The organism is Mesorhizobium sp. M0615 (assembly GCF_040320805.1).
Taxonomy (GTDB): domain Bacteria; phylum Pseudomonadota; class Alphaproteobacteria; order Rhizobiales; family Rhizobiaceae; genus Mesorhizobium.
Genome location: NZ_JAMYQI010000016.1, coordinates 67,056 through 81,614 on the forward strand (window position 1 = coordinate 67,056; position 14,559 = coordinate 81,614).

The 14,559-nt window shown below is 61.2% G+C and carries 14 protein-coding genes and 1 pseudogene; 3 read left to right on the plus strand and 12 right to left on the minus strand.

All coding sequences use genetic code 11. From position 1 onward, the window contains the following. Positions 1–163: 163 nt before the first annotated feature. The 8 genes and pseudogenes from NKI46_RS25595 to NKI46_RS25630 form a co-directional block, all read right to left on the minus strand. On the minus strand, positions 164–430 hold the full coding sequence (locus NKI46_RS25595; protein ID WP_352748513.1) for a DUF6117 family protein: 267 nt from the start codon (positions 428–430) through the stop codon (positions 164–166). Continuing rightward, positions 427–843, minus strand: a complete 417-nt coding sequence (locus tag NKI46_RS25600; protein ID WP_352748516.1) for a hypothetical protein — start codon at positions 841–843, stop codon at positions 427–429. The genes NKI46_RS25595 and NKI46_RS25600 overlap by 4 nt, the downstream gene beginning before the upstream one ends. A 100-nt stretch (positions 844–943) precedes the next feature. Next, positions 944–1,423 (minus strand): annotated as a pseudogene (locus tag NKI46_RS25605) (UCP036055 family protein). A 96-nt stretch (positions 1,424–1,519) separates the two neighbouring features. Continuing rightward, positions 1,520–3,649: a ParB/RepB/Spo0J family partition protein gene (locus NKI46_RS25610; protein WP_352748519.1), complete on the minus strand. Its 2,130-nt coding sequence runs from the start codon at positions 3,647–3,649 to the stop codon at positions 1,520–1,522. A gap of 176 nt (positions 3,650–3,825) precedes the next feature. Further along, a complete protein-coding gene (locus NKI46_RS25615; RefSeq protein WP_352748522.1) occupies positions 3,826–4,197 on the minus strand; it encodes a DUF2958 domain-containing protein in 372 nt (123 codons plus the stop codon). Beyond that, positions 4,194–5,171, minus strand: a complete 978-nt coding sequence (locus NKI46_RS25620; RefSeq protein WP_352748525.1) for an ArdC family protein — start codon at positions 5,169–5,171, stop codon at positions 4,194–4,196. The genes NKI46_RS25615 and NKI46_RS25620 overlap by 4 nt, the downstream gene beginning before the upstream one ends. Before the next feature lie 186 nt (positions 5,172–5,357). Then, positions 5,358–7,349: a DNA ligase D gene (ligD, locus tag NKI46_RS25625; RefSeq protein WP_352748527.1), complete on the minus strand. Its 1,992-nt coding sequence runs from the start codon at positions 7,347–7,349 to the stop codon at positions 5,358–5,360. A 372-nt stretch (positions 7,350–7,721) separates the two neighbouring features. Beyond that, positions 7,722–8,183: a hypothetical protein gene (locus NKI46_RS25630; RefSeq protein ID WP_352748530.1), complete on the minus strand. Its 462-nt coding sequence runs from the start codon at positions 8,181–8,183 to the stop codon at positions 7,722–7,724. 402 nt (positions 8,184–8,585) lie between these two features. Between NKI46_RS25630 and NKI46_RS25635 the strand changes: the two genes are divergently transcribed. Continuing rightward, positions 8,586–8,996 (plus strand): hypothetical protein, encoded by a 411-nt coding sequence (locus NKI46_RS25635; protein WP_352748533.1) that lies wholly within the window; start codon positions 8,586–8,588, stop codon positions 8,994–8,996. A gap of 123 nt (positions 8,997–9,119) precedes the next feature. Continuing rightward, positions 9,120–9,266, plus strand: coding sequence for a hypothetical protein (locus tag NKI46_RS25640; RefSeq protein ID WP_352748536.1), 147 nt, complete (start codon positions 9,120–9,122; stop codon positions 9,264–9,266). A 201-nt stretch (positions 9,267–9,467) separates the two neighbouring features. Here the strand turns inward: NKI46_RS25640 and NKI46_RS25645 are convergent, their stop codons facing one another. The 4 genes from NKI46_RS25645 to NKI46_RS25660 form a co-directional block, all read right to left on the minus strand. After that, the gene (locus NKI46_RS25645; RefSeq protein WP_352748539.1) at positions 9,468–10,067 is read right to left on the minus strand and encodes an SOS response-associated peptidase family protein; all 600 of its coding nucleotides are present in this window, start codon (positions 10,065–10,067) and stop codon (positions 9,468–9,470) included. A 203-nt stretch (positions 10,068–10,270) separates the two neighbouring features. Continuing rightward, positions 10,271–10,453, minus strand: a complete 183-nt coding sequence (locus NKI46_RS25650) for a hypothetical protein (protein WP_352748542.1) — start codon at positions 10,451–10,453, stop codon at positions 10,271–10,273. A gap of 451 nt (positions 10,454–10,904) precedes the next feature. Beyond that, positions 10,905–11,486, minus strand: coding sequence for an arginase family protein (locus tag NKI46_RS25655; protein ID WP_352748545.1), 582 nt, complete (start codon positions 11,484–11,486; stop codon positions 10,905–10,907). Further along, the gene (locus tag NKI46_RS25660) at positions 11,386–12,444 is read right to left on the minus strand and encodes an AraC family transcriptional regulator (protein WP_352748547.1); all 1,059 of its coding nucleotides are present in this window, start codon (positions 12,442–12,444) and stop codon (positions 11,386–11,388) included. The genes NKI46_RS25655 and NKI46_RS25660 overlap by 101 nt, the downstream gene beginning before the upstream one ends. A 321-nt stretch (positions 12,445–12,765) precedes the next feature. Here NKI46_RS25660 and NKI46_RS25665 point away from each other — a divergent pair, with 321 nt between their 5' ends. Further along, on the plus strand, positions 12,766–14,505 hold the full coding sequence (locus NKI46_RS25665) for a tetratricopeptide repeat protein (RefSeq protein WP_352748550.1): 1,740 nt from the start codon (positions 12,766–12,768) through the stop codon (positions 14,503–14,505). The last annotated feature ends 54 nt before the right edge of the window (positions 14,506–14,559 follow it).

Below are 14,559 nucleotides of genomic sequence, written 5' to 3' on the forward strand. Positions count from 1 at the left end.
CTCGGGAGAGCGGGGACAGGATCGAGCCGTGCGGCGCTCTCTCTGGACCGCGCGGATTCAAACCATCCCGGCTCGCCTCTCCCTCTCAGGGCCTTGCTGAAGCCAAAATGAAACAAGCGCCCCGCCATGAGGTGGAGCGCTTGCCGGCATCAACCGATCTCAATCATATTCCGCCGTCAGGCTCCGACTTCTGTAGGAAACCGTTGGCGTCGTCGGGATCGGGCGGCAGGTAGGCATCATAGGGATTGCCGTCGGCAAGATGACCGAACGGCGTGAACACGTAGTCCGCGCCCTCCCGCCCGACCGCGCAGATTACATAACGCCGCTGCCCGGTCGCCGCGTCGGTGCATTCCATCAGCGCGAGGTTGCCGTGTCCGGCGGCACGAAGAAGCGTCTGGAAGTTGCTGCGGGCATGGTCTGGAATGCTCATGGCGCATCCCCGGGTTCGACTGGATCGCGGGCGCCCTCAAGGATCGCTTCGCCGCGCGCGATCGCCCGTTCGGCCTTGCCGAGCCACCCCGCCGGCGGCGGTCGGCGGGCCTGGGCATCGCCGACGATGATCTTGAGCAAACCCAGCATGAGTTCGAATTGTGCGGCCTTGCGCTGCACCGCTTCCCCAAAATGTGCAGGAACCGGAATGGCCTGTCCACGATAAGCGGCGCTGGCACCCTCCCAGATGCCGGTGACATGAGTTTCGCCCGAGGACTCGCAATCCTCCCGCTGTCCCGACCAGTCATCGTCCTCGATGGCTAGCCGGCAGGCGACCTCAGGCGTGTCAGCCGAATAGGTTGCGTGCCGGAAGATCAGCAGGTGGTAGGTCGTCTCGATTGTGAACTCGGGCATTGGCGGCTCCTGGAAAAGCAAACTGCCCGGCGCTCGTCTCCGAGCCCGGGCCGCGATGGTTGAGGATTGATGTTCTAGGTGTGGGTGTGACGCCGCGCGGTTACGGTGCCGCTCGTCCTTCGACGAGATCGGCGCCAACCTCGTCGGCGGTGACGTCTTCAAGACGCGCATTGCGGTACCCGGTCTTGGCCAACCAGAGTGCGGCCGCCTCTCGGCTCTAGGCGAGGTGCAACAACTCGTCGTGGTCGCCGCCGACCTGCTGCAGGACCCGGACCATACCGATCGCGGGTCGCTCGACGATCTCGAAGCTGAGCGCGCTGTCGACCGAGTGGCTACGCATGACGGTCACGAGGACGATCCCGCCGGAGGAAAAGTTCCCTTCGTTGAGCGTGATCGAGGCCGGGGCGCAGTAGTTGGGAAGGTCGCGCGGTGGTGCCTTGCGGACCAGGCGGCCGAGGCCGTTGCGGCGCTCCCAGTCCGCGAGCTTGCGGGGAAAGCGCGCGGGCGGTCTGGGGGTGCCGTCCGAATACCGGATCAGCGAGCCGAGCGGGGCGTTGTCATAGACGATGTGGGCGGACATGGATGTGTCTCCTGAAACGAAAATGGCCCGGCGATACACCGGGCTGTGAGGTGAAGAAGAAAGGGCTGAGCGACCCGGGCCGCTCCGCCAACGGTGCTATTCGGCGGCGACCGCGTGTTCGGTAGTCTCATCGGCGGCCGAGCCGTCCTCGTCGTCACGGGCGAGGAATTCGGGAAGGTCGGCTTCCTCGCCCTCATCCGGCTGCGCGGCCGGCGCGTCATCGCCGCTGAGGCTGAGCGGTTCGGGCAACCAGCCACTATCGGCGAGGAGGCGCTCGGCCTCCTTGGCCATGTCGGCCTTCTTGAGATGGTCGATAAGCTGGGCGGCCTGCTCGCCGGCGCCTTCGCGCACGGCTTCGAGAATGCGGGACTTGGTGACGCGGCCGAGATAGTTCTCGACCGTCGGCCGCCAACCCGCATCCACCATGTCGAGCCCGGTGGCACGAGACAGCCGATCGGCTTCGCGCAGGCGCTGATCGAGCCCATGCTGCGAAACGCCGCTGCCATAGGGGTTGGGCCGTTCGAACAGGGCGTTGATCCCATAGCTGACGCAATGCGCCAGCAGCGCCTGCCGTCTGGCTTCATCGAGCCCGTCGAGCCAAGCCCATAGAGTCTCGTCGTCACCCAGTGGAATGACGCCCTTCCAAACCTCATGGCGCTCATCGACGGCCTTGGCCGCGGGGCTGTCCTTGAGACCGACGTCCTGCGACGGCAGGTGGACATGCCGGACGAAGGCCTCGACGCAGCCGGTCGCGGAACGCTGACCGAAGGTGTCGAGGACGAGGCGATGCAACAACGCCGTGATGGCCACATGCTGGTTCTCGGCCACGGCGTTGCGCAGCGCCAACGTGCGATGCGCGGTGAGTTCGATGACCAGGCGCTCGGGCAGCGGCTTGATGGTGTCGCCGTCATCCTCCTCAGGCTCGGACGCCTGCGCGCCGATGGTGATAATGGCGCCGCGGACCGAAGAATCGTGTCTACCATCCTCGTTCTCGGTGGCGCAGCTTGGCTCGCCGGAGTCGCAGTCGACCGCCTGCATGGCTTCGTCCTCGGGGCGCACATAGCCCCGATCGACGACGAGATCGCCATCACGATCGATGCTGATGAACACATCGGCGCGGGCGATCTCGGCCCGATCGTAGTTCATCGGCCGGCTCTCGAAGGCCTCAAGCGCGGTCTCGATCTGACCGAGGCGCTGATCGACATCGTCGGGGAGTTCTTCGGATTCGCCATACTCGGCTTCCAGCCGATCGTACTCCGCCCGCAGGGCTTCGCGTTCCGCCCGCTCCGCGTCGGTCAGATCGACGGGGGTGCCGGCCAGTGCCCGCAGACCGTGATTGTGCCCGTAGGGCAGATCGACATCGACCACGATCCACTTCCAGCCCTCCGCCGCGATCTCGTCGGCGATCGACTTCAGCCTGTCGCGGACCAAGCGGTCGAGCAGAGCGGGGTCCTGCAGCCAGCCGCCATTGTCGGCCTCGAACAGGTCGCGCAGCACCACGCCGCCGGCGGCGACATACGTGTCGACACCGACGAACAGCGCCCGGCGATCGCTTGCCCGGACAGTGGTCTCCGTCAGCAGGCGCCGGATCTGCTGCGGCTCCTTCGACCAGGAGTTTTCGAGTGCCTCCCAAACCTCCTCCTGACGGGCGTGATCGTCGGTCACGGTAAAGGCCATGAGCTGCTCGAGCTGCATGCCCTCCTGCTCGTAGATCTCGTGCAGCTTGCGCGAAACTTTTGCGAGCCGCAGGCGCTGCTGAACAAAGGTAGCGGACACGAAGAAGCGTGCCGCAATCTCTTCGTGGCTGGCGCCCTGGTCGTGCAGGGTCTGGAAGGCCCGGAACATATCCAGGGGATGTAAATCTTCGCGCTGAAAATTCTCGGCCAGCGAATCCTCCTCGATCGGGACCGCGCTGTGGGCGTCGCTGACGACGCAGGGAACTGGCTCGGTCTTGACCATGCGCTTCTGCTTGACCAGCAGTTCCAGCGCGCGATAGCGGCGCCCGCCAGCCGGCACCTCAAACATGCCGGTCTCGTCGCCCTCGCCATCCAACACTGGCCGGACGTTGAGGCTCTGGAGCAGGCCGCGCCGTGCGATCGACGCGGCGAGGTCCTCGATCGTTTCCCCGCGCTTGATGCGCCGGACATTGGACTGGCTCAGCATCAGCTTGTTGAAGGGGATGTCACGTGAAGCGTTGAGGGTGATCTTCTGCTTGGGCGTAGCCATGTGGACTATCTCCGCGACGGGCGGCCGAGACTCTCTCGACCTCCAAACCCGTCAAAAAAGACGGGCGCAGCCCTCTCACTCTGAGGACTGCGCCGCACACCGAAGATCCGGAGGGGGACAGGGCCGCAGACACGGTTTTGCGCATCTGCGGCTCTACGCGTTTTCAAACTGAGATCTCACTCGCCGTCTCGGCCAGACTGGGCGGCGTGGTAGAGGATGCGTTCCGCGTCGCGAAGGCTTCCGGCCCGGCGGGCGGCCTCTGCCCAGACCGAAATCGGTAGGTCGGTGGCAAAGAGGATGTCGCGCTCGATGCCCATGCCGAAGGGCAGCCGGATCGACGTCATCTCAAGGAGCGAGAAGGTGCCCTGCTCGGGATAGCCGAGATCGGCGAGACCGAACATGGTGTCACCATCGGCATCCAGCTCGGTTGCGAGCCAGATTCCTTCGCCGAGCGGATTGAAGAGCTTCACGACCGGCACGTGATCGGCGTTGCGCTCGCGGCCATTGGCGAGCAGGCGCTCGCGCAGTTCGTCGGTGAGGAGGATCATGCCGCCCTCCTCTCGATCTCGGTCTCATCGACCTCGGCGGGGCCTGCCCTGGCTCCGCTGTCGGGTTGCGGTAGCAAGGCAAGCAGCCAGTCGGCCGCCTTGCTGGCCTGGGAGGCCGCGCGAACGATGGCGCGGTTGTCTTCGCGCAGGACATCGAGCCAGGAGCCGAGATAGTCGGCATGGCGCACCGTCGGCACGATACCAAGCGAGGCGCAGCAGAAGGCAGAGTTCATCTCTGCGACCAGTTCCTCGAACGCATATTTCTTGGTGCCGAACGAACCGTCGAGATCCCGGCCGAGCCGCGAGGCATGACCGGTGGCGTGCCCCATCTCGTGCAGCGCCGTGCGGTGCCAATTGATATGCTCGAAATAGGCGGCCGGCGGCGGCACCCGCACATAGTCCTGTGCCGGATCATAAAACGCCCGGTCGCCACCGATGCGGAAGGCGATGCCGGTCGCCTTGATGAGGGCCTCCACCTGGGACTCGATCTGGCCGGGCGGCGGCGGTGGCGCGGCGACCGCTACGTCCCTCGGCAACCCCTCGCACTGGGCGGCATTGAAGACGGTGTAGCGCTTGAGGAACGGGATGGCCGCCGCTTCCTCGCCGGTCTCCGCGGCGCGCTTCTTTTCGTCGTCGGGGAGAAAACGATCAGCATAGACGACGGTCGTGCCGTGCTCGCCCTTCATGACGTTGCCGCCGAGCGACAGAGCCTGCCTGAAGGTGATCCAGCCCTGGCTTGGAAAGCCGTGCTCGACGACGGCGCCCCAGAGAAGGAGCACGTTGATGCCGGTGTAGGGTCGGCCCGTGGTGGCATTTTTCGGCATGGCCAGCGGCGCCTTCGCTGCCGCGGTGCCCCAGGGCTGAACCCAGGGGAAGCGGCCTGCTTCCAGTTCGGCGATGATCTTGCTGGTGATATCGTCATAAAGGTTCGTCCGGTCCGCGCCGGCGCGAGCGTTGCGGTGATGTCTGGACATCGCGGTTCCCCGCGACGGGCGCCGGAGGCCTCTCCTCCAGCCCTCAACCCGTCACGGCAAACCGGTCCGTACTCTCACTCTAGACGGCGTTGCCGGGGCTCCCGCAGAAGGGGGACGCTCTCGAACTTGGGGCAAAGGCGGTCCGCGCCAAATCAGCAAATGTCGCTGACCATCTAGTAATTGTTGCTACCGGACTGCGTTGCGGATGCGGTCGGTAAGCGTTTGTTGGACGTCGAAATAACCTTCCCAGGCTTCGGGCAACTGAGCCCGCGCGGCGGCGGCGAAAACATCGAAACCGTTGGCGCTTTCGCAGGTGGGCAACTCACCCCAGCTGACGGGCACCGCGCAAGACGCCCCCGCGCGTGCCCGAGTCGACCAGGGGCAGATTGCAGTGGAGCCCTGGCCGTTGCGCAGGTAATCGAGAAACATTCGGCCCTTGCGCTTCGCCTTGCTCATATTGGCGACGAAGCGCGACGGATCTGTACGGGCCAGCAGTTCGGCGAAGTCCTGGCAGAAGCTCTTGACCTCGTCCCAGTCTGCCTCCGGGAGGAGCGGCACGACCACATGAACGCCCTTGCCGCCGGACAGCAACGGCCACGACTGCAGTCCAAGCGCTTCCAGAACGCTCCGAATGTCGAGGGCTGCCTGCTTGACGGCAGCAAAGCCTAAGCCCTCGTCGGGGTCGATGTCGAAGATCATGCGGTGCGGCAGATCCGGCTGCCGGCGCCGGCTTCCCCAGATGTGGAATTCGAGCACGTTCATCTGGACGCCCGCGATCAGCCCAGCCAGGTCATCGACCCACAAGATGCGGCTTTCCTTACTGGACATCTTCTCCAACTGGCCGTCATGGATGGCCTTGGGCATGCCCGGCAGTCTGTGCTTCTGAAAAAAGGTCTGCTGCAGGTCGCCATCGGTATCGCGCACCAGCGACAGCGGCCGATCCTGAATGTGCGGCAGCATCTTCTCGGCGACCGCGGCGTAGTAGGCGGCGAGCGTGGCCTTGGTCACCTTGGTCGCCGGATACATGATCTTGTCCGGATGCGTCAGCTTGACGCCGACAGCAGCGGCGATCTCCTTGCCTATTCCCGGATCGAGGTTGGCGGAGCCAGGAGTTGCCGGCGTCTTCGGCATTTCCATCACCACCTGGTCGGCTCGCTTGTCTTCGCGCATGCCCTCAAAACTTGGATGCCGCAAACTGCCGTCCGGTGTCACTTCGGCATAGGTAACCTCGGCAACAAGTTCGGGCTTCACCCATTTGGCACGTCGGGCAATGTCTCTCGGGACGGACGCGAAAGCCGATTTCTCAATACGGCGTTTCTCGAGCTTCGCGAGGATGTCCTTGCGCTCCGCCTCGGTGAAGCCCGTGCCGACGCGGCCGCGATAAATGAGCTGACCATTGTCGTAAGTGCCGAGGATCAGCGAGGCCATGCCCCGTCCCGTGTCACTTGGGCGATAACCGCCGACGACGAACTCCTGCCGTTTCGTGCACTTGATCTTAAGCCAACTCCAGGTGCGGTCGCCGACGTAGGAGCTGTCGGCGCGCTTGGCGATGACGCCTTCGTGGCCGCCCTCGCACATGGCGTCGAACACCCTTTTGCCCTGGTCGACGATGTGGCTGGAAAATTGCAGACTGTCGTCAGGGCGGCGCGCGCCAAGCAGGGACTCAAGTCGTTCCTTGCGCTTTAGGAGTGGCTGGTTCGACAGATCTTCGCCATCGAACTCAAGCAGATCGAAGGCGTAGAACTTGAGGGGCATACCCGCGGCAATGCCGGTTTTCAGCATGGAGAAGTTCGTGCGGCCCTGGCTGTCGATGGCAACGATCTCACCATCAATCAGAACCGCGCCTTTGGTCAGTCTCTGAAGCGGCGGCAAGATGACCTTGAACTGACGGGTCCAGTCGTGGCCATTGCGGGTATAGACGACGACTTTCGAGCCGGAGATGGCGACTTGGGCACGATAGCCGTCGAACTTCATCTCGAAGAGCCAATCCTCGCCCACCGGTATGTGGCCTGTCAGCGTGCATAGCTGGAAGGGACGAAACTCCGGAAGCCGATATGTAGGGACAGATTCTGAGTCTCTGCGCCGTCTGCGGCTTTTACTGAGGGTGCCGTCTACAGCCGACATGCGGAACTCGGATACATAGTCCGACTCAATACCCTGCCCGGGATTCGGTTCCATGCCCAAGCATCCCGCGCCGGCGACCGTCGGCGCTCAAAGGAAGAAAGGCGTATAAGCCGCAGTCCTGCGCGCGGCCGCAACAGCGGACCATTGTCGCGCGCAGGACGAAGGAAATTCGCCCCCGCCGCGGGCGGTGAACAGGACAGCCGTAGGAGCGTCAGCATAGCGCCGACCGCAGGACGGGACGTGGGACCGACTGTCCCCGTCCGCGGTGGTCCGCAATGTTATGCGTCGACGCCGACCGGCTGAGATTGCCCGCATTTCGGTTCTCGACAGTCCGGCCGCTGATCGGCGACGATGCGATGGATTTGAATAATGCCAGGGCCGAGTTGGCCAGGAAGAAATCGATCTGATCTTGCACCTATTCGGCTCTCAATTGCGTGGCAGCTTGTGAATTTCCAGTCTGACAGGCCCTCCCCTGTCACAACTGGTGCAGAAAAGCGCTCGCTCGACCGAACCGAACAAAGCGCCTTTTCCATAGCGCTCGATGAGCCCGGCAGGTTTTACCGTTGCATGGTGCGAACAAGATCTGCACCAGGCTCGCAACACATGCCACTCGCGAAGATCGCCGAGTGCCACATCGAGGCCGGCGTGAACGCTGCCATCGATGATGGCTTGCGGTGGGACCTTGACCTCGCCTGGTGTCAGGATTTTCTCCATCACATGCCGACTGTTGTAGTGGATCAGCAACATGCCCGGCCGGCGCCGGATGGCAGCTTGCCAGGCGGCCTGACTAACCGTCGAATCGGGGGAACGCGAAATCGTCTCCGACAGAGCCTGCTCGTCGCGATCCCATACCTCGATCCGAAAATTATCTTCCGCGGTTTTTGCCATAGCTTCGCCGGCCAGCGCGATTGACGCCGAGCCACGCTCCTTTGCTGCTCCAGATCACGCTGAAATAAGGAACATATTCCTCTCTCGTCAAGGGCGCTCTTGACTCTGTGTTCGCTTTTTGTTCACCATCGGCGGAATTAGCCAGAGGAGGCGAACCATGGAACTTCGCTTGCACATTGAAGACGCCACGCTCCAAGATCTCGCACGGCATTGCAGCAGCCGAAGCGGTGTTTTGTACGCGCCGGCATTACGGCTTTACAGGGCGCGGAGGGTCTGTTCGCGTTGAAAGGCTGCGATATTAAGGCTTTCCAGAAGACGACAAGCCGACCGAGGACGAGGACCGAGCTGCCACGGTCTGGTTGGAAGCGGATGAGGCTGCAACGGCCGCATGTTGCGCGGGCTTTGCCGGCGGAAAAAGCTCCGCACCACCAGGTCAAGGAACTGATCAACGTCCCCCGCACGAAGTTGCAGGCCGAGGCGGTTCCAGACACGTGGTCGGAGCGCCAGCAGTTCAATCCTGGCGTCGTCAAGCGCCTGGAGATCACGACCGGCCCGGACCGCCAGATTGATTTCGATATTGCCTTTGTTCTTGGCTGGGTTCCCGAGCGGCCGACCCTGGATCGGGTTGAGCCGCTTTCGGAGGCTGGAGACCGTATCCCCTTCTTCACCGGCGACCTTGCCCAGATCGAAGAGATGGCCGCAAAGCGCTCAAGGACTGGACAATCGAGATCGACCGGGATCCCTGTGATGCCCACGTTTTCGACCCGGCGGCCAGCGATGACGGTGATGAATTGCGCTGGCGGCATGGCGTGATTTCGATGGCTCCTTGCATATGGAGAAGCCGCCGGCAAATCCTGCAATCGCGCTGACGTTGGCAATGATGCGCGGCCAGTCCATGCATTTCGAATAGTGGCCAAACGCAGTCGAGGCTCACCAATGCCATCGGTCATAGACCGCGACTGGCCACACCAGGTTGCGCTGCCGGATGACCTCTGCACTGACCAGAACTTCACCATGATCGCGAAGTTCTGCCAGGAACGAGGGCTCAAGCACCAGCACGGCATGTGCAGGCAATATGGCTGAACGGCAAATATGAAACCTATCGGCTCCATTGCTTCAACGATGCCGCGTCTGCAGAGGCGTTTCTTGATCCTTCGAGGGGCTGATGTTCGACCCGAGGCGGGATCGGGAGAATGGAAAGGTGCGGGGCGTCTGGCGCCGCACGGGCGAATACACCCCAGTTCTCGATCTTGGCCCGCTCAGCGTACCGGAGATCTTGCGCAGCTAAGTCACGCGCTTTCGGGGCCGAACTGTCTCGACGGAGAGCGATCCGGCCGGAAGCGGCCGCAGCAGTTCAGGCTCAGGCTTTGTCAGATTGATCCAGGACGCCCAATTCTCCGGCTGAAGGACCACAACCTGCCGATTGTGATACGGTGCGACATCCGGTCCGGGATCGGTCGTCAGCATGGTGAATGTGGGCGGCTTGTTGTCGACTGCCTCACGCCAAAGCCCCGCGATAGCCATGAACGGCGAGCCGTTGAGCGTGAAGCGATGTTTCGCTTTCGGATATTTCGTGCCTGTGAATTCGAAGAACGCGGACGCAGGCACGAGGCAGCGTTTGCTGTTTCCGAATTGCCGGCCTTCGGAGCGGAAGTTGAACACAGGCCCGCCTTTTGGTCCGGTCGGTGGAAATCCGAACGCCATCGATGCCAGTTCGATAGCGCCATCCACGGCACGCATTATTGGCGCCGGGTCACTGATGCGGACGTCGTCGGCTTTGGGCAAATCAAGTTCGGTTTGGTGGCTGGGGATTTTGAGCGCCAGCGACGCCATCATCCGGCAATATTCAGCCCAGAGTACATGCTGTTCGTAATCGTTGCACATGGGAGGCTCCGGATCCGGGCGACCTGTTTACAGTACGGCTATCGAGGGCACGATGAAAAGCAGATTGGCGCTCAACTGCGGACGGCCAAGGAGGGATGTCTGCGTCCTTTGCGGCCTGAACGAAGTCCTTGCGGGCGCCGCGGGTTTCTTTCAGGCCCTCGAGCACGCCGAGAGATAGGATAGTTGTGTAAGGCTGGTGCTGATCAGGATTTGGCTTGCGGGTTTTTCAGTTTTTTGAGATAGCGCGCTTCCCTAAGAATCGAAGCGCGATCAAGTCCCACTAATGAAATAATCGTTCGTATCTCGGCTTCGGTGACGCCTGTCTCAAGAACCAATGCTTGAATGGTTTCGGCGGGGAGGCTTGGCCTCCTCGGTGTGTCGTCCATCGTGCTTGCTTTCAGGTTGGGGCAAGAGTGCGATGGTCGCTCACAAGCGTCAACGCCCAAGGGTTTAATGTTGACGACGCTTAACCGGATACACCTTATTCCGCCATTTAGCGAGCTATAGTCGCTTTTATTGCGAAAACAGCTTTCCTCTTGGAGCCCTGCAGCGTTGAGGGACCGAGGTCTCCATCGCCGCCATGGTGCATCACGCGGCCAATCAACCCCGGCCTGCCCCTGCGTCGCGGCCGCTTCATGCCGATGATTTCGCCACGATCATTAATCGTGTCCCCTTTCGGAGAATTGTTGTCTTGGTATTTTGGAGGCGTAGCGACAAATCAAAAAGATGCTTTTGCGCCAATGAGCCCGCGGCCGGACGGCCCTCTACCTACGAGTGGGAGTGCGGGGATGTTCCGGCGGCCTTTTTTCGACCGACGCGGTGGTTCCGCCCCGAGGTTCAAACCGACGATTTCTTCAGAATGGAGCCGATGGCCAATGATATGATCCGCCCCGCAGTCAATGCGGAATTGCCGTCCGGATCTTTCGACGGAACAAATTCCACGGCCGCGATGCCGCACATCGTTGCTTTCGCAGCAACAGATTTTATCAGATCGACGACCTCCCAGTACAACAGCCCGCCCGGCGCCGGGACAAATACAGCAGGCATGATTGTCGGGTCGAGCCCGTCAAAGTCGAGGTTTATGTGGACATTAGACCCGGAAGGAATGGCATCCAGGATCGGCTGAATGCCTTTTTGGCGGACGGCCTGTTCCGGAAAGAACCTGACGCCCCAAGCTTTGGCATCGGCGACTTCCTGGGGTCCGGCCGAACTTAAGCCGCGCGCGCCTGGCGCAAAGCTGTTTCTTGTTTGCAGAAATAGAGGCCGAAAAGTTGGCCCAAACTGGCCACGCGCCGAGATCCACTCGCGTGCTGTTGGTCTAACGTGAATATCTCGGCGCCTTGTGGCGGGTCTCCGAGGGAAGTTCGCCGAAGATCCGCTTATAAAAAGCGGCAAATCTCCCAAGGTCGGTGAACCCATGGTCGAGAGCAACCTGGGTAACTCCTGCACAAGCTGGGTTCGTGACACTCAGCGCGCGATGAACATCCGAGAGGTTTCTAAGGCGCAAATAAGCGACAGGACCCAGCCCGAGCGTCTGCTGGAAGGCGCGGTGGAGTGTGCGCCGCGACACCACGAGAGCCGCGCATAGTTCCGAAATGTGCACGGGACGATCGATTTCCACGCTGTCGACATAGTCTTCTACATCTCGAACCAATTCTGCGCCGGAGCAATGATTGTCTTCGCGTCCATTGGACACTTCATCGACAATGCCCATGATGAATGCTTCGATTAGCGATCGTTCGAGATATCGTACCCCTGCCACGCTGCCAGGCACCGCACCGCCCTGAAGCTGAGAAATATGACTTGCAACCTCGCCACAGGCAAATGCCCGAACCGATGGCGACCGGTGAAACCTGGAAATCCTGGTCCAATACCTTGGGTCTTGCAGAACGGTTTCTCCCCCCGCGAAATCAGCAAGCGCCTCTTCGGCGAGCGTGATCGTCGCATAGCGTGAGTGACCTGTGAAACGTCCCTCCTGTTCGACAGATTTGGGAAATACGATGACGTCGCCGGGAACGACGTCGTAGTCCCATTGCGAGACCTCGCCGCTGCTCTCCAGCATCATGCCGATCGTCACCATATTCTGGTTCATCACACCGCGCGCGCGGACATCGGGCCCGAAATCGCCGGTGCTCAAAGAAAGCTGGCCAATCTGTGCATGCATCAAATGGCCGTGGAATTTGCCCGGTGCCAGTTGGACGATCTTCAGATCCGCGCCCCGTACCGCTTCACGCAGGTCCTCCGCGGTCCGAAGCGTTGCGGTATGAACCTCAAGCGCCACCGACTCAGGTGACCCAGCCGGAAAAGCCGCACTGCTATTCCCAAAAAAACTCAAAGGTGGCGATTGCGTGGTTTCGTTGCTGTTTTCACCTGACATGGGCCGATCCTAGGACCCTCCCCCCGTGGACTCATGCATAGCATCTTCTGATCCAGATGTATGAGAAAACACCACCAATGGTTAAGTTTAAATCGTGGTGTAGTTGGCGAGCTTAAGAAGGACTCGAGCGGGCGCTGCATCTTCAATCTAGCGCCGGCGGGACAATAGCTTCGGTTGCATTTTTCTAGCTACGGGAAACTGTTCAGGTTGGTTCGGCGGCTTCAGGTGGCACAAATCGCATAGCACGGCAGCCAACAGAAGCTTAGTTTGAATCCATTGAGAATCTCACGCGGGAACCCGACAAATATTGTGGAGGGTGTTGTGGACACTGAGGCCGAAGCCGAAGTCAGATCGATTCAATATTTAACGATCGACTGCTGCGAGGCGCGCGAGGAACTGGAGTGGGTACTTTCGGACCCGCAATTTCAATGTTCAGAACGTAACAGGAAATTCCTGCGCTTTGTTTCAGAGGAGCTTTTCGCGGGACGCGAGGGAGCACTCAAAGCATACTCCATAGCCGTCGATGTCTTCGGCCGCCCGTCTTCCTTCGATGCTTCCACCGATCCAATCGTACGGATAGAGGCGACCCGCCTTCGGTCTGCATTGTCCCGCTATTACGAACTGTACGGGTCGAGCCGCCAGGTCAGCATTGAATTGCCGAAAGGCAGATATGTGCCGATGTTTTCAAGGCAGCATCGGGACGAGAAGGATCTGGGTGATCGCGCAGACGGCGTGTATACCCCTCTAGAAGGCACCACAGGGATCAAATCCGTTCGCCCGACGATGGGCCTAAGCACTACTGCCATTCTGAAAAGAATCAGCCTTGCCGGTGCAGCGTTGCTCGCGGTAGCTCTGTTTGCGGGGTACAACCTGCTCAGCAGCGTGAACTCGATGCCCATCTCTCAAAGGCCGACGGTGGCGGTCGATCTGCAGCTGGACGGCGCCTATGATCATGAGGCGACCGCCCTGCGTGACCTACTCATGAGCGCGCTTTCTGACTTCAGCACGCTGCGGCTGTCAGCGTCTGACGCTTATGTCTCAAGTACGACTAGTGACGCCCCCGCTGCGCCGCCTAGCAGCCGCTACCGACTGGTGCTGAAATACAGCTCGGATGCGGTCCAGAAATCAGTCTGGTGGCAGGTGGTCGACCAGCAGACAGGTGAAGCACTTCAATCCGACAACGAGCGCGTCCGTATCGATGCGATTTCATCCACCGATCCTTCCGAACTGCTCGTCTCACGCCTAGCCGCGCGTATCGCCTCTGCCGGGGGTGTGATCAACAGTATCGAAGCCGCCCGTGATCTTGAGCATCCGACGCTCGGCAATGGTTGCGTGCTGCGAGCCAACCTCGCCCTGAGCATGCCGACGCCGCAGCTCCTCGATCAGGCCAGGCGCTGTCTCGAACGAACACTGGAGCAGCGGCCCTACGATGCCGATGCCCATGCGATGCTGGCACTGATACTCTTGTCGATCAATTCTCCGGAGACGCCGGAGGTCTTGGCCGCGGCGGCTCATGAACATGCCAACCGGGCGGTCGCACTGGCTCCGGAATCTTCCAGCGCCTTCATGGCCAAGATGACGGCGGAGTTTCGGATTGGGCATCTGGAAGCAGCAATATCGGCGGGCCGGCGGGCGATGGCGCTCAATCCTCACAACACCACGGTAGAAGCAAAATTCGCCAGAATGCTCTATTCCGCCGGACAGCTGGACGAGGGGGTAAAGCTCGCCGGCAAAGCGCTTCAGTCCGAGGGATGGCCGTTGCCGGACGCGGAATGGACACTGGCGTTCGATGCCTATCGCCAGGGTCGTTTCGGAGAAGTGATGCCGCGCCTGCAACGAGTGACAGATCGACCGTGCTATCTCACCGATCTGTTGATGGCGGCCACATTGGGGAGCATGGGGCGCCAGCAAGAAGCGTCTGCCGTTATATCCGGTATTCGAAAGACCGACCCCGACTTCGATCGAAATTTCCATTTGGACATGTCCCGCCGCAGCCTCGACCCCCAGTTGGTCACAGTGCTCGCGAAGGGTTTGGAATCCGCAGGCGTTCGTCCTCGGTAGGACGATTTTGTTTTTACCACATTATCCAGCCAAATGTGTCCATTTGGCTGGATA

Bases quoted from the DNA above. Each gene is read 5' to 3' on its own strand.
- NKI46_RS25595 (WP_352748513.1), bottom strand. From the start codon at position 430: ATGAGCATTCCAGACCATGCCCGCAGCAACTTCCAGACGCTTCTTCGT.
- NKI46_RS25600 (WP_352748516.1), bottom strand. From the start codon at position 843: ATGCCCGAGTTCACAATCGAGACGACCTACCACCTGCTGATCTTCCGG.
- NKI46_RS25610 (WP_352748519.1), bottom strand. From the start codon at position 3,649: ATGGCTACGCCCAAGCAGAAGATCACCCTCAACGCTTCACGTGACATC.
- NKI46_RS25615 (WP_352748522.1), bottom strand. From the start codon at position 4,197: ATGATCCTCCTCACCGACGAACTGCGCGAGCGCCTGCTCGCCAATGGC.
- NKI46_RS25620 (WP_352748525.1), bottom strand. From the start codon at position 5,171: ATGTCCAGACATCACCGCAACGCTCGCGCCGGCGCGGACCGGACGAAC.
- ligD (WP_352748527.1), bottom strand. From the start codon at position 7,349: ATGGAACCGAATCCCGGGCAGGGTATTGAGTCGGACTATGTATCCGAG.
- NKI46_RS25630 (WP_352748530.1), bottom strand. From the start codon at position 8,183: ATGGCAAAAACCGCGGAAGATAATTTTCGGATCGAGGTATGGGATCGC.
- NKI46_RS25640 (WP_352748536.1), top strand. From the start codon at position 9,120: ATGCCATCGGTCATAGACCGCGACTGGCCACACCAGGTTGCGCTGCCG.
- NKI46_RS25645 (WP_352748539.1), bottom strand. From the start codon at position 10,067: ATGTGCAACGATTACGAACAGCATGTACTCTGGGCTGAATATTGCCGG.
- NKI46_RS25650 (WP_352748542.1), bottom strand. From the start codon at position 10,453: ATGGACGACACACCGAGGAGGCCAAGCCTCCCCGCCGAAACCATTCAA.
- NKI46_RS25655 (WP_352748545.1), bottom strand. From the start codon at position 11,486: ATGGGTTCACCGACCTTGGGAGATTTGCCGCTTTTTATAAGCGGATCT.
- NKI46_RS25660 (WP_352748547.1), bottom strand. From the start codon at position 12,444: ATGTCAGGTGAAAACAGCAACGAAACCACGCAATCGCCACCTTTGAGT.